Here is a 15,052-nt window from a genome sequence, read left to right as displayed (position 1 = left end):
TGTTTCCATGTTGCCGGTCGCTTTGATCGGCCTGGGCTTGACCGTCGCGGTCGAGCGCCTGCTGGTTCCCCGCCCTGCCCTGCGTCGCCCGGCCGATTGCTGGCTGCTGCACGCGGGGCTGTGGTGTGTGGCCTTCGGGCTGTTGTATGCACTGACGGCGCGGCCGTTGTTCAGTGGCGTGAATGTGTTGTTGCTGTGGCTGCTGATCGTGCTGGTAAGCAACGCCAAGTATCACTCGCTGCGCGAGCCGTTTGTGTGTGCAGATTTCGAGTATTTCAGCGATGCAGTGAAGTTCCCGCGGTTGTACTTGCCGTTCTTTGGCTTTGGCAAGGCCGCGCTGCTGGCGGTGGGCTTTCTGGTTTACCTGTGGGCGGGCTTGAGCTTCGAGGTGGCGGGCGCGCGGCTTGAGGCGTTGCTGCCGTTGGCGCTGGGCCTGGGCTTGCTGCGCCTGGGGCATCGGGCAGTGAAGCCGAGCTTTGATGCCGAGCGGGATGTGCGTGGCTGGGGCTTGGCGGCCAGTTTGTGGCGGTACTTCTGGGCGGCGCGGGCGCCGGTGGACCGGGACGGGCTGGGCTCGCCGTTTGCGGGTGGGGCTGCGCCGGCCTCTTCGCAGCCGCCAGTGGCCCAGGCCGGGGCGCTGCCGGACTTGGTCTCGGTGCAGAGCGAGTCGTTTTTCGATGTGCGTGGGCTGTGGCCTGGCGTGCGCCCGCAAGTGCTCGACCAGTACGACCTGCTGGCCAGCCAGGCGCTGGCCCGGGGCAAACTGCAGGTGGCAGCCTGGGGCGCCAATACGGTGCGGACCGAGTTCGCCTACCTTACCGGCATCCCTGCCGACCGGCTGGGCGTGCACCGCTTCAACCCGTACCGGGTGCTGGCCCGCCAAGGCCTGCCCAGTATCGCCTCCAGGCTCAAGGCGCAGGGGTACCGGACCATTTGCATCCACCCGTACGATGGTGGTTTCTATGGCCGCAACAAGGTGCTGCCGGCATTGGGCTTTGATGAATTCATCGATGTGCAGGCGTTCAACGCTTCACAAAAGGCCGGGCCGTTCATTGGTGATTGCGCCGTGGCAGAAAAAATCCGCGCGCTGCTGCAGGCGCCAGGCCGCACCCAGCCGCTGTTCATCCATGCGGTCACCATGGAAAACCATGGCCCGTTGCACCTGGAAAGCGTAGCCGCGCACGAGCTGCCCGCCTGGTTCGACCGCCCGCTGCAACCGGGCATGAAAGACCTGGCGCCGTATGTGCGGCACATCGGCAACGCCGACCGCATGCTGGGCATGCTGCGCGAAACCTTGCTGGCCCAGCCGAACGAGGCGCTGTTGTGCTTCTTCGGTGACCATGTGCCGATCCTGCCCGAGGTGTACCAGGCTGTTGGTGCGCCCGCGGGTGATACCGACTACCTGGTGTGGTCCAACCGCCGCCAGCCTGGCTGCGGGGCCAGGCCAATGCCGGTGCAGCAGCTTTCCAGCACATTGCTGGCCCATGCCCTGGCGCCGGCAACCTGCCAGGACACGCCTGTGGCCAGTGCCGGGGTAGCCTGACAACGTGGTGCGTATCGTTTTGGGATCGGACCTGTCGCCGGAGCGTGCCGCAGACCCTGCCTTGGCCCGCTTGCTGACCGAGGGGCGGGGGTCGCTGGCGTTTCTGATTGGCAATACGGCCTGCCGCTATCGCCTGCTGGGGGCGGCTATCCACTGGGACCGTGTGCTGCTGGCCTTCGACGGCGAGCAGGCACTGGGCTTTGCCGCGTTCAAGCATGGCCGGCGCGGGCCGTTTGCCTTGCACTGGCGGCCGTTCGTGCGTGAGTTTGGCCTGTTGAGCGGCTGGGTGCGGTTTATTGGGTTCTGCCTGAGCGAACTGCGCGAATGGCGCTACCCGTTCTTGCTGTACGGGCTGCGGGTCAGCAAGGCCGCACGCCAGCAAGGCGTGGGCTCGGCGCTGGTGCAGGCGTGCTGCGCGCACGCCGCCGGCCAGGGCTTTACCCGAGTAGAGCTGGAGGTGCCGCTGAGCAATCATCGGGCGCAGCACCTGTACCTGCATAATGGCTTTGCCCTGCGCCGCAAGCGCTGGGTGCCGTTCCCGCCGGTGCGCAACATGTGGCGGGCCGTGTAATGCACAATACGCCTCCCTTTGCACCCCACTCGCCCGAAGGTTACTCGCCACCCGATGCCCTGGTAGACGGCACCGGCTGGGTCGGCATCATGTCGCAATGGGTGGCCTGGAAGGTCCTGCACCTGCCGCAGTTCCTCGGCCCGGAAGGCCCGCCCTTCTGGCTGTGGCGCCGTGGCCGCAAGGCGCCCAAAGGGCTCAAGGCCATTGCCGGTATCGGCTACAAGCAGTCGTCGGCCCATGCCCGGGTGCTGTGCCAGCGCTGGGGGCTGCCCTACATTGCGCTGGAGGACGGTTTTTTGCGCTCGTCCTCGTTGGGCATCGAGGGCGATACGCCGATGTCCATGGTGGTCGACCCGGTGGGCATCCACTACCTGGCAGACCGCCCTTCGCTACTGGAAAACATCCTGCAGCAACCCGAGGCGCTCAGCGCATATGAACTGAATTGCGCCCGCGAACTGATTGCCTTGATGCGCAGCAGCGGCATCGGCAAGTACAACAACGCCCAGGACCTGCCCGACGACGACCCGCTGGGCCGCGAGCGGCCGCTGGTGCTGGTGGTGGACCAGACTGCCGGGGATTATTCGATCCCGGGCGGCGGGCTATGCGAAGCCGACTACGTGCGAATGCTGGATGAGGCCCTGGCAGAAAACCCGGATGCCGACGTGCGCGTGCGCATTCACCCGGACTGCCTGGGCGGGCAAAAGCCCAGTTGCCTGCTGGATGCCGCGCGGGCCCGTGGGGTAACGCTGGAGGCGCGGCCAGTAGCCTGGGCGTCACTGGCCCGGCGTGCCCGGCGGGTGTACGTGGGGACCAGCCAGGCCGGGCTGGAGGCGTTGATCCAGGGCGTGCCGGTCACCTGCTTCGGGCTGCCGTTCTATGCGGGCTGGGGGCTGACCGATGACCGCATGGCCATTGCTCGCCGGCAGGCACGGCCAGACCTTGTGCAACTGGTGGCGGCGGCCTATGTGCGCTACTGCCGCTATGTCGACCCATTGAGCGGCCAATTGACCGATGCCTTGACCGTTGCCCGCCAGCTAGCCAGCAAGAAAGCCCGCGATGCTGCGTTTGCCGGCCCCACCACGGTGCTGGGCGTGAAGCGGCACAAGCAGCACAACATCCGGCGCTTTTTCGCAAGCCGTTGGGGGCAGTTGCGCTTCAGCGTGGACAGCCCGCAACTGGTAAGCCTGGTAGCGGCCGAACAGGGCCGGCTGCTGGTATGGGCTGCACGCGAGCCGGCCGGCCTGGCCGAACGTGCGCGCCAGGCGGGGGTGCCAGTGTGGCGGGTCGAGGATGGTTTCTTGCGCTCCACGGGGCTGGGGGCTACCAACAGCCCGGCGCTGTCACTGGTGCTGGACCGGGGTGGCATTCATTACGATGCGCAGTCTGACAGCGACCTGGAGCAGCTGTTGCAGCATGGCGAATTCGACGCCCCATGCCTGGCCGAAGCGGCGCGCTTGCGGGCGCAGATCGTTGCCAGCGGCACCAGCAAGTTCAACCTGCGCAGCAATGTGCGCCCGGCCTTGCTGGGGCAACCGGGCCAGCTGCGGATACTGGTGGTGGGCCAGGTCGAGGATGATGCCTCGGCACTGTGCAGCGGTGGCGGTGCCGGGTGCAACCTGCGGCTGCTGCAACAGGTGCGCGCGCGGTTGCCGGAGGCCTGGATTCTGTACAAACCGCACCCCGACGTGGAGGCCGGCAAGCGCCGCGGGCACATCGCCCCGGCACAGCTGGTGGGGCTGGCCGATCAGGTACTGGCGGGGGTGGACATCGCCAGCCTGTATGGCCAGGTCGATGCACTGCATACGCTCAGTTCCACCGCCGGTTTCGAGGCCTTGCTACGCGGGCTGCCGGTGGTCACCTATGGCACGCCGTTCTATGCTGGCTGGGGCCTGACCGAGGACCATCAGCCCTTGCCCCGCCGCACCCGGCGTTTAACCCTGGACCAGTTGGTAGCCGGCGCCTTGTTGCGCTATGCGCGCTATGCCGACGTCCAGCAAGACCTGCCCTGCGATGCCTGGCACGCCCTCGCCTGCCTCAGCGCGCCACACCCGGCGCCGGTGGCCTATCGGCGAGTGGCGCCGTTGCTCAACTATACCCGGACCATGCTCGGCTGTGGCCGGCCATTGGCCCCATCAAAGGACTAGATCATGCCTGTTTCGATCAAGGACATCGGCCGTTACGCGGCACTCCCCTGGCATTGCCTGCAGTTGGCAACCCATGCCAAGTCGTTCGAGAACAACCCGGTGCTGGGCAGTGCCCGGCTCAATGCCCTGGGCCTGCATGTGCAGCGTCGTCAGCTGGCGATGGCCATGGCAGGTTACCGTCGCAATGCGCTGGCCTCGCGGCTGGATGCCGGTGAGCGCGCGCATTTTGAGCAGAACGGTTTTTTCATTCGTGAAAACGCCCTGCCTGCCGAGCAGTTTGCGGCCTTGCGCGCCGAGCTGGGTGCATTGCGCAGCACTGGCTGGGAAATGCGTCAGGGCCGCGCGGTTACCCGCCGGGTCAGCCTTGACCAGGACGTGCTGGCGCAAAACCCGGCCAGCGCGGCGTTTGTGGCGGACCGTGGGGTGCGCGACCTGATTGCCTATGCGTCGTCCAATACCGGTGGCATTACCTACCAGTTGCAGTCGATCGTGATCGACGCCGCCAATGCCGATCAGGACCCGCAGACCCGCCTGCATGCCGACACCTTCCACCCCACAGCGAAGGCGTGGTTGTTCCTGGACGATGTGGCGGATGACCAAGGGCCGTTCAGTTATGTGCCGGGCTCGCACCGCCTGACGCCGGAGCGTTTGGCCTGGGAGTATCGTCAAAGCCTGGGGGCGGCGCGCTCCGGCGAGCAGATGCACCGTGAGGGTTCATTCCGTATCGACGAGCCCGAGCTGGCGGCCCTCGGTCTGCCGCCGCCCCGTCGCTTTGCGGTGCCAGCCAACACCCTGGTGGTGGCCGACACGTCTGGTTTCCATGCCCGCTGTGCGAGCCATCAGGCCAGCCACCGCGTCGAGATTTATGCCAGCCTGCGGCGTAACCCGTTCATCCCATGGCGCGGGGCGCACCTGTTTGCATTGCCATGGATTGCCAACCACCACATGCGTTGGGATATCCGGTTGAAGCGATTGATGGGGTTTGGCAAGAAGAGCCATTGGCGGTTTGTGGAGCAGTTGAATGCGTATGAGGCACCGCATATCTGACCCACGCCCGACCCGGACCGGCCCGGTGGTTGAACGCAGACCGTCGTGTAGGAGCGGGTTTACCCGCGAAGAGGCCGGTCCTGCTGGCCAATATCCCTGGCCATTCACCGTTGCCGCCGCCACCGTATTCGCGGGTAAACCCGCTCCTACACCTGATCGGGGGTGGGCACAGATCGGTGGTTGGGCGCAGGCCGTCGTGTAGGAGCGGGTTTACCCGCGAAAGGGCCGGGCCTGCTGGCCAATATCCCTGGCCAATCACCGTCCCCCCCTGGTCAGTGGGCACATTCTGCAATGGTTGAATCGCTGCTGGCATCATGACGGCGTCTACGCTGGCTCGAACTATCGAAGCCTCAAGGATGACCACATGCACTACGCCCATGCCCACCATCTGCGCCGCCACCGGGTTTCACACCCCGGCAGGCTGTACATGCTGACCACAGTCACCCACCAGCGTCGCCCGCTGTTTCACAACTTCAACCTGGCCAGGCTGGTGGTCAATCACTTGCGCCAGGCAGACCGGGAAAACAGCTGCGCCACGCTGGCCTGGGTGGTCATGCCCGACCATGTGCATTGGCTGATAGAACTGAAACAGGTGACGCTGGCCACGTTGATGCGCCGCTTCAAATCAAGGTCCAGCCATGCCTTGCACAAGGCCGGCGTAACAACCAACCCCATCTGGCAGGCGGGCTACTGCGATCGCGCCATGCACAAGGATGATGACCTGCTCAACGCCGCTCGCTACATCATTGCCAACCCGGTCAGGGCCGGCCTGGCACCCAATGTCGGCAACTACCCACACTGGGATGCCATCTGGCTGTAGCCGTGGCCCTCACCCCAGCCGCGCCATCTCCTCCGCCACCACCGCCACGGTATGCCTGATCTGCTCTTCCGTATGCTCGCAAGACACAAAAAACCGCACCCGCGCCGAATGCTCCGGCACCGCCGGGTACAGGATCGGCTGGGCATTGATACCACGCTCGAACAGGGCGCTGGACAAGCGGCCGGCCTTGAACGAACTGCCGGTAATCACCGGGATCACCGCCAACCCGGTACTGGTCGCCGTGTCCAACCCTGCTTCACGCGCCAGGCGCAGGAACAGCTCACCTCGCGCCTGCACTTGCGCTACCCGCTCGCTGTCTGCAGCCAGCAGCTTCAACGCTGCCAACGCAGAGGCCGTGACCGCCGGCGGCATGCCAACACTGTACAAGAAGCCCGGCGCCAGAAACTTCAGGTGCTCGATCAGTGCCGTGCGGCCCGCAATGTACCCGCCGCAACTGGCCAGGGTCTTGCTCAACGTTCCCATCCAGATGTCGACGTCATCGCCAGCCAACCCATAGTGCTCGCGAATACCTTTGCCCGTCGCACCCATCACCCCCAGCGAATGGGCTTCATCCACCATGAGGAAAACCTTGTGCTTATGCTTGAGCTCGACGAACCGGGGTAGCTCGGGGTAGTCGCCGTCCATGCTGTAGATGCCTTCCACCACCACCAGCACCCGCTCGAAGTGCTGGCGTTGTTCGCCCAGCAGGCGGTCCAGCGCCTGCCAGTCGTTGTGGGCAAAACTCAGACGGCGGGCACCGGACAGCTGGATACCCTGCAACACGCTGTTGTGAATCAGCTCGTCATGCACCACCAGGTCGCGTGGCCCGAACAGGTAGCCGATGGTGGTGACGTTGGTGGCATGGCCGCTGACCATCACCACCGCATCGTCTACCTCGTACAGGCGGGCCAGTTCGCGCTCGAGCTCGCGGTGCAGCGGGCGGTCGCCAGAAACCGGGCGGCTGGCCGACACCGAGGTGCCGTAGCGGTCGATCGCCGCCTTGGCCGCTTCGGCCACGCTCGGGTGGCCGGAGTAGCCCAGGTAGTTGTAACTGGCAAAGTTGAGAAACTCGCGCTCGCCAATCTGCGTCTGGGCACCGGCGGTGCCCTGGTGCATACGGAAGAACGGGTTGCTCACGCCCAGCTGCATGGCGCTTTGCTGGATTACCCGCAGTTGCTGGTACCCCGGGTGCAGATCAAAGCGATAGTGCGCTTCGGGCACCTTCAGGGCAGCCTGCTGTACCTGCTCCAGGGTGGCGCCCTGCTCGCCCTCGGCAGCCACATGGCGGCGCCGGGCGAGGGCTTGCTGGATCAGGCGTTGCTTGGCATCGCCACCAAGGCCGGTCGGGGTTCTGGCTGTCATCTGGCACTCTTAATCAATCAATCGGTTGGGTGCCGCGTTGCTGTCGGCCAAGGCTGCGTTCAACTGCGCCAACTCTTCGGCACTGTGCTCGCTGCCATGGCGGGCAAGCACATTCTGCGCCAGTTGCTCTTCGCCGCTGCTCGCTTCACCGCGCAGCAGCTCCAGCAAGCGTACGGCAAGCTTGTCGATGCTGGAGCTGTCGCTCAGTTCCATCACCGGCAGGCGAATACCGAAACGCTCCTCCAGCGCCACCACCAACTCGACGCTCATCAACGAATCGAGCCCCATTTCCTGCAGCGGGCGCTGGGCATCCAGGCGTGCTGGCGGCAGGCGCAAAATCTCGCACACCTCGTGCTTGAGCATGTCTACGAAGCGTTCGAGCAGTTCGCCATCGTCAAGCTCCTCCAGCATGCGCTGGATGTCTTCACCGCCACCTTCATCCTCATGGTCGCCGCCATAGGCACGGGCCAGTTCGCTGAAGCGCGGTGTACTGGCGCTCGGCAGGAAGCGCGCCAGGGCCTTGAAGTCCAGTTCCAGCACGCCATGGCCGTTATCACCCTGCAACAGCATGGCCTCGAGCTGTGCCAAGGCGGCCTCGGCCCGCAGCGCCGAACCCCCCATGCGGCTCTGCAGGGCGTCCTTGATCTGGCTGTTGCGCGCCAGGAAGCCGACATCGTCGATGGCGCCCCACAGCACGGCAGTGGCTGCCTGGCCCTGAGCACGTCGGTGCCGCGCAAGGGCTTCGAGCCAGTGGTTGGCCGCCACGTAGTTGGCCTGGCCGGGGTTGCCGAACAAGGTAGTGGCCGAGGAGAACATCACGAAGAAGTCCAGCGCCAGGCCCTGGGTCAGCTCGTGCAGGTACTGCGCGCCCTTGGCCTTGGGTTCCAGCACGCGACGCAACTGGTCGCCGTCTAGGTTGCGGATCAGGCTGTCGTCAATCACCGTCGCGGCATGCACCAGGCCACGCAGTGGCCATGGGCTGGCGCCGATGCGATCAAACACCCCGCGCAGTTGCTCACGGTCGGTGATGTCGCACGCCACGGCCTGCACATCGATACCTTGGGCGTGCCACAACGCCAGCTGCGGTTGGGCCTCTTCACTGGCCGGGCCACGACGGCCCAGCAACACCAGGTGACGGGCACCTTTGTCGATCAGCCACTGCGCAGTACGCAAGCCAAAGCCACCCAGGCCGCCGGTGACCAGGTAGCTGGCATCGGCGGCAAGCTGCAGTGCCCGCACCGGCTGCACGCGGGTGTCGACGGTTTGCTGGATAGGGTTAGCGTAGGTCACCACGACTTTGCCAATCTGCCGTGCCTGCTGCATGTAACGGTAAGCCTCGACCACCTGGTTGGCGTCGAACTCGCGGAACGGCAACGGATGCAGGATGCCCTGTTCAAACAGCTCCATCATTTCGGCGAACAGGCGGCGGGTGAGCGCGGGGCGCTCGCTCATCAGCTGGTCAGCGTCGATACCGAAATAGCTGATGTTGTTGCGGAACGGGCGCAAGCCGATACGGGTGTTCTGGTAGAAGTCGCGCTTGCCCAGCTCCAGGAAGCGACCAAACGGCTTCAGCACCTGCAGGTTGCGGTTGATGGCCTCACCGGCCAGCGAATTGAGCACCACGTCCACGCCACGCCCACCGGTGGCCGCCAGCACCTGGTCGGCATAAGCCAGCGAACGGGAGTCGTAGATGTGGCTGACGCCCAGCAGGCGCAGGAAGTCGCGCTTCTCGTCGCTGCCTGCGGTGGCGTGAATTTCTGCGCCCAGCCATTTGGCGATCTGGATGGCAGCAATGCCCACGCCACCGGCAGCACCGTGGATCAGCACCTTCTCGCCCGGCTCCAGGCGCGCCAGGTGATGCAGCGCGTAGTACACGGTGAAGAAGGTACTCGGAATGGTGGCCGCCGCTTCGAACGACATCCCTTCGGGGATGCGTGCAACGGCGTTGGCGTTGGTGACCAGGCGGTTGGCGAAGCTGCAGGGGCCAAAGCCCACCACACGGTCACCCGGGGCGAAGTCGCCCACTGCCTCGGCGCCTTTGCCCTGCACCACACCGGCAAATTCGAAGCCCAGGGTAGGGCCGGAGAAGCCGTTTTCGATGGCTTCATCCGACAGCAGGCCGAGGGCGAACATCACGTCACGGAAGTTAAGGCCCGTCGCGCGTACCTGAATGTCCAGCTCATCCGCCGCCGGTTGACGCGGCTCACGCACTTCCCAGCGCAGGTTGCGCAGTTGGCCCGGCAGGTCGAAGCCCAGGCATACCCACTGTGCATCGCCCACTGCGGGGCGCGGCTGGTCGGCCAGCACCCGCAGGCGCGGCACGTAGCGACGGCCTTCGCCGTCCAGGGCCAGCTCGGTTTCGCTGTCGGCGTGCAGCAACGCGGGTATCGCCAGCTCGACCGCTGCCGCGTGGGCCAGATCGAGCAGGCGAATACGACAGTGCGGGGATTCGTTGGCCAGGGTGCGGCCAAAGCCCCACAAGGCGGCGTCGCCGATGGCCGCAACGTCGGCGGCGGTGTCGACGCTGTGCAGGTGCTCGGCAGCGCCACGGCTGAACAACCAGCACTGCGGGGCGATCGTCAGCGACTCACAGGCCTGCACCAGCGCGGCCGCTTGCATGCAGCGCTCGGCCTGGCCATCGAGGCCTGTGCCGCTATCGAAACCGGCCAGGTGCAGCACATGCTCAGGGGGCTGGGCAAAGGCGCCAAGCTGAGCCGCCAGCGCCTGGGCGTCACCCGGCTGCAACAGGTCAACCTGCTGGCCCTGGGCGCGCAGTTGCTCTGCCAGGCGCAGGGCAGCGCCCTGCCCTGCTTCGGCGAGTACGGCCCAGCGCTGCACTGCCACGGGTGCGACAGTGTCGGCACCGGCGGGCTTGTCCGCCAGCAACAGGTAGCTACCACAGGCGTTACCCGGCAACGCCTCCAGCGTGCGCAACGCGGTCAGGCCATGCCGCTGCAGCTCATGGCTCCAGAACGCCGGGCCTTGCTGGCGCGACAACGCCTGCTGCGGGCCGGCCAGCCACCAATCTGGCTGGGCACCGAAGACGAAATCGGCCCAGCGCGCCGGGTACTGCCCAAGCAGCGCCAACTGGCCGTGCGGGTTGAGCCGGCCACTGGCCAGGCGCAGGGCGTCACCCACCGTACCAAGGGGGCCAAAGTCGGTAGGCACCAGCACCCAGTCGAACGTACCGGCGTCGGCCAGTTGCTCCAGGCCAAGCACCTCCAGCGCCGGGCAATCGTCACGCAGACGCTGCTCAAGCTCAGGCTCGGCGACACAGTAGGCATAATCGAGGCGATCGAAATCCAGGCCGGCGTACAACAGTTCGGCAAACGAAGCACCACCGAAGCCGAATTCCAGCACACGCAGGCGCTGGCCGGGCGGCAGTTGCGCCAGGCGCGCGGCCAAGGTCTGGCCAATGCCGCTGAGCAGGTGCTGCTGCCCTGCCGCACCCAGCACCAGGCGCGCCAGGCTGGCACCGCTGGTTTCGCGCGGTTGCAGGGTGTCGAAGGCCTGGCTGCCATCCAGCAACGCCGACAGATGTCGGCCGATGCGGCCAACGGAATGGATAATCTGGAAGTACTCGGGGTAGCTCTTGAACAGCTCTTGCCAGATAGCCTGCGAGGTCGGGCGCTCGCCCTGGTCGACCAGTTGCCAGCTGCCGTCCGCGCTACGCTGCAGGCTGCCGTCGTGCTCGGCATGGCGCAACAGCATCGCCAGGAAGTCGCCCTGGCCCTGCGACCATAGCGCGACCTGCTCGGCACTGATGCGGCCGCCGGCCTGTTCCACCGCATCGAGGACAAAGCTGTTGCACAGCACATCCAGCAGTGGCTCCACTTCATTCAGGTAACGCACCTGTGCCGGTTCGTCGGCCAGGCACTGCAAGGCCTCGACCAACGGCGAGCAGGCCACGGCGTTACGCTGCACAGGCACAACCGCGCCTGGCGCGGCCTGCCCTACATGGCCCATACGCTTGATATCGCCACTGCGGTCGTACTGCAGGCGCACGGCACGCATGCGCGCATCCTTGATCGCCAGCACGGCAGCGCCGCTGGCATCGAACAGGGTGAAGTCGACCAGCAGCGAATGCGCGGTGCGTTTGCGCTGACGCACCTCGGCCAACACCGGAACACCGCCAGCATTGGTAAAGGCAATGCGCCCAAGCTTGACGGGGATGAACGCCAGGCCATCGTCATGCCCCTGGCGGCTGGCCAGCAGCTCGGTAATCAGCTGGAAGGCACCATCCAGCAACGCCGGGTGCAGGTGCAGGCTTGCCAGTTCGTGCTCGATGGCAGCAGGCACGACCAACTCAGCCAACACGCGCTCCCCCTCCACCCAGGCTGCGGCCACAGTCTGGTAAGCGGGGCCGTAGTTCAGGCCAACCGCGCAGGTCATTGCCAGGTGCTGCTCGCCGGTGAAGTCTGCCGGGCGGGCTGGCAACGCCGGTGCCCGGGTGTCCAGCAGCACACCGCGCGCTTCGCCCGGCAAGCGTGCAACCACGTGCTGTACCCAGTCTTCGCGTTGCATCACCGTGCGCGAGCTGATGCGCAACGTGCCGTCGGCCTCTTCGACCTGCACGCGCACTTTCTTGATGACCTCGCTGCTCAGCAGCAGAGGGTTGTGGATTTCCAGCTCTTCGATATCGACGAACTCGCCCGGCTGGTGCAGTTGCGCCACCGCCAGGGCCAGCTCGGTAAAGCCTGCACCCGGGAACAGTACCGACTCACCCACCTTGTGGTCGGCCAGGGTCGGGTACTGCTGGGTATCCAGGCGGTTTTCCCAGGTCAGCGCCTGGTCTGTTACCGGGTAACCCAGCAACGGGTGCACGCGCTCGTGGCTCAGCGGGCCATAGGCCTCGGCAGTGACCGGCAAGCTGAAGTGGTCGTGCTGCCAGGCATAGTTAGGCAGGCGCAGCGGGCGCCCGGTCACCGGGAAGCGTGCCTGCCACTGTGGCTCGACGGCGGCAATCTGCAGGCGGGCTACGGTACGTTCCAGCAGCAGCGGGCTGTGGTCGTTGCGCTTGAGGGTGCCAATCACTTGCCCCGGTTGTTCGCACTCGGCCAGCACATCGTTGACGTAGCTGCGCAGGATCGCATGTGGGCCCACTTCGACGAACAGGTTCAGGCCATTGCGCACCAAGGCAGCCAGCGCGCCCTGGAACAGCACCGGGAAGCGAATGTTCTGCCACCAGTACTGGCTGTCCAGCCGTTCGCCGTTCAACTGGCCACCGACGACAGTGGAGTAGAACGGGATCTTCGTAGCCTGCGGGCGGATATGCGCGAGGTCGTCGATAACCGCTTGCTTGATCGGGTCCATGGCCGGCGAGTGGAAGGCGTAGTCCAGGTCCAGGCGACGGGCGAATACCTGGCGCTCTTCCAGGGCCGCTTCCAGCAGTGCCAGGGCGTCAACCTCACCGGCGACAGTGGCGCCGCGGGCACTGTTCTCGCCCGCCACCACCAGGCGGCCATCCAGTTTCAGTTCGGCAATCAGTTGCGCCGTGGCCTCACCCGAGAGACCGACCGCCGTCATCTTCCCGGTACCACGGGTCAGGCCCTGCAGGCGACTGCGGTGGTAGATGACCTGGGTGGCGTCCTCAAGGCTCAACGCGCCGCTGGCCCAGGCCGCCGCCACTTCACCCACACTGTGGCCGATCACCGCCACCGGGTGGATGCCTTCGGCAGCCAGCACTTTGGTAACCGCCACTTGCAGGGCAAACAGCGCAGGCTGGGCGATTTCGGTACGTGCATAACGGCCTTCGCCGTTGTCACCCAGCAGCTCGGCGCGCAGCGAGTAGCCCGCCAAGGGCTGGAACAACGCGTCCACTTCATCCACGGCGGCGGCGAACAGCGGCTGGTCGAGCATCGCCCGGCCCATGCCCTGCCATTGCGAGCCGTTGCCGGAGTAGACAAATACCGGTGCCGAGGCGCCGTCCAGAGCCTGGCCGGCCTCCAGCACAGCGCTCAGTTCGCTGAGGGTCGGGTCCTGGGCATAGTCGTCCAGCGCCTGGGCGGCTTCGGCCGCGTTGTCGCAAACCAGCAGCAGGCGGTGGCTGTGCGCATCGCGGCGGAACATCGCCTGGTAGGCCACATCGTAATAGTCGGCCTGTGGCTGCCCGGCCAGGTAGGCGGCAAAGCGTTCAGCGGTTGCGCGCAGGCCTTGTTCGCTCTTGGCACTGAGCAGTAACGGCACGCGCCGGGCGCTGGCCGCTTGCGCTGCCGGCGCCTGTGGCTCGGGGCTTTGCAGGATGACATGGGCGTTGGCGCCGCCAAAGCCGAACGAGTTCACCCCCACGGTCAACTGGCCATCTGCCTTCAGCGGCAGGGGCTCGGTGACCACCTGCAGGTTGAGGTCGGCGAACGCGATGTTCGGGTTGAGCGCCTGCACGCCAATGGTAGCGGGCACGGTGCGCTCGGCCAGGCAGTTCAGTGCCTTCATCAGGCCAGCCACGCCAGAGGCGGCTTCAAGGTGCCCGAGGTTGCTTTTCACCGAGCCGATTGGCAGCGGGTTGCCGGCGCCGCGCGCCTGGCCCAGTGCCTCGCCGATAGCGCGGGTTTCGATCGGGTCTCCCACCGCGGTACCGGTGCCGTGGGCCTCCAGGTAGTCCAACTGCTCGGGGGAGATACCGGCCTGGGAGTAGGCGCGCTTGAGCAGCGCCGCCTGGGCCTCGGCATTGGGCAGGGTCAGGCTGGACTTGCGCCCGTCGGTGTTCACCGCACTGGCCGCTACCACCGCCAAAATGGTATTTCCATCGGCCACTGCCTGGTCGTAGTCCTTGAGCAGGAACAACCCGCCGCCTTCGGAGCGGGCGTAACCGTCGCCGTTTTCGTCGAACGACTGGCAGCGCCCGGTGCGCGACAGCATGGTCGCCTTGGCGAAGATCATGAAGCCGAACGGGTGCATGTGCAGGCTGATACCGCCCGTCACGGCTTGGTCGACATCACCGCTGAGGATGGCCTGGCACGCCTGGTGGAAAGCCACCAGCGACGACGAGCAGGCGGTGTCGATGGCCATGCTCGGGCCACGCAGGTCGTAGAAGAACGACAGGCGGTTGGCCGCGATGCTCATGGTGTTGCCGGTCGCCGTGGCGCCATCGATGGCCGACAGGTCCTCGAGCAGGCGGTAGGACTGCTCGACACCGGCGATGCCCAGGTACACGCCGCAGTTGCTGCCACGCAGGCTGGACGGCTTGACCCCGGCGTTTTCAAAGGTTTCCCAGCACATTTCCAGCAGCATGCGTTGCTGCGGGTCCATCATCGCGGCTTCCCGCGGCGAGATGCTGAAGAAGCCAGCGTCGAAAGCGCTGATATCACCCAGGGTGCCTGAGGCGAAGGTGTAGCTGGATGCAGGGCTGGCCTTGTCCGGGTGCAGGAACTCGCGTTTGTTCCAACGCGACGGGTCAACCTGGGTCACCAGGTCGCGGCCCTCCATCAGGTTTTGCCAGAAGCCTGCATTGGAAGAGCCAGGAAAACGGTACGCACAACCAACGATTGCAACCTTTCTACGCTTGATCAAAACCTATTCCTTCAAATCTCATCGGGCACCGTCCCATCCGTCGGACAGCCGGCATG

General features: G+C 65.8%; 7 protein-coding genes. 5 read left to right on the top strand and 2 right to left on the bottom strand.

The window, feature by feature from the left end; translation table 11 throughout:
* The first annotated feature begins 7 nt into the window (after positions 1–7).
* The 5 genes from ACF8FG_RS03965 to ACF8FG_RS03945 all read left to right on the top strand — a co-directional run bounded on the left by ACF8FG_RS03965 (position 8) and on the right by ACF8FG_RS03945 (position 6,125).
* Complete coding sequence (locus tag ACF8FG_RS03965) at positions 8–1,543, top strand: LTA synthase family protein (RefSeq protein ID WP_318075914.1); 1,536 nt, start codon at positions 8–10, stop codon at positions 1,541–1,543.
* A gap of 4 nt (positions 1,544–1,547) precedes the next feature.
* Positions 1,548–2,114 carry a GNAT family N-acetyltransferase gene (locus ACF8FG_RS03960; protein ID WP_318075916.1) on the top strand — a complete coding sequence of 189 codons (567 nt, stop codon included), beginning with the start codon at positions 1,548–1,550 and terminating at the stop codon, positions 2,112–2,114.
* Positions 2,114–4,258, top strand: coding sequence for a capsular polysaccharide biosynthesis protein (locus tag ACF8FG_RS03955; RefSeq protein ID WP_392518608.1), 2,145 nt, complete (start codon positions 2,114–2,116; stop codon positions 4,256–4,258). The genes ACF8FG_RS03960 and ACF8FG_RS03955 overlap by 1 nt, the downstream gene beginning before the upstream one ends.
* A 3-nt stretch (positions 4,259–4,261) precedes the next feature.
* On the top strand, positions 4,262–5,305 hold the full coding sequence (locus ACF8FG_RS03950) for a phytanoyl-CoA dioxygenase family protein (protein WP_004577660.1): 1,044 nt from the start codon (positions 4,262–4,264) through the stop codon (positions 5,303–5,305).
* A gap of 364 nt (positions 5,306–5,669) precedes the next feature.
* Positions 5,670–6,125, top strand: coding sequence for a transposase (locus ACF8FG_RS03945; protein ID WP_014592006.1), 456 nt, complete (start codon positions 5,670–5,672; stop codon positions 6,123–6,125).
* 9 nt (positions 6,126–6,134) lie between these two features.
* Here ACF8FG_RS03945 and ACF8FG_RS03940 read toward each other — a convergent pair whose 3' ends face one another.
* Together ACF8FG_RS03940 and ACF8FG_RS03935 are read right to left on the bottom strand one after the other, a co-directional pair.
* A complete protein-coding gene (locus tag ACF8FG_RS03940; protein WP_014592007.1) occupies positions 6,135–7,487 on the bottom strand; it encodes an aminotransferase class I/II-fold pyridoxal phosphate-dependent enzyme in 1,353 nt (450 codons plus the stop codon).
* 9 nt (positions 7,488–7,496) lie between these two features.
* The gene (locus tag ACF8FG_RS03935; RefSeq protein ID WP_392518607.1) at positions 7,497–14,996 is read right to left on the bottom strand and encodes an SDR family NAD(P)-dependent oxidoreductase; all 7,500 of its coding nucleotides are present in this window, start codon (positions 14,994–14,996) and stop codon (positions 7,497–7,499) included.
* Positions 14,997–15,052 lie beyond the last annotated feature (56 nt).

The sequence above is a fragment of the Pseudomonas sp. YQ_6 genome, assembly GCF_043103245.1.
Taxonomy (GTDB): domain Bacteria; phylum Pseudomonadota; class Gammaproteobacteria; order Pseudomonadales; family Pseudomonadaceae; genus Aquipseudomonas; species Aquipseudomonas alloputida.
This window is presented reverse-complemented; position numbering and strand designations above follow the sequence as displayed.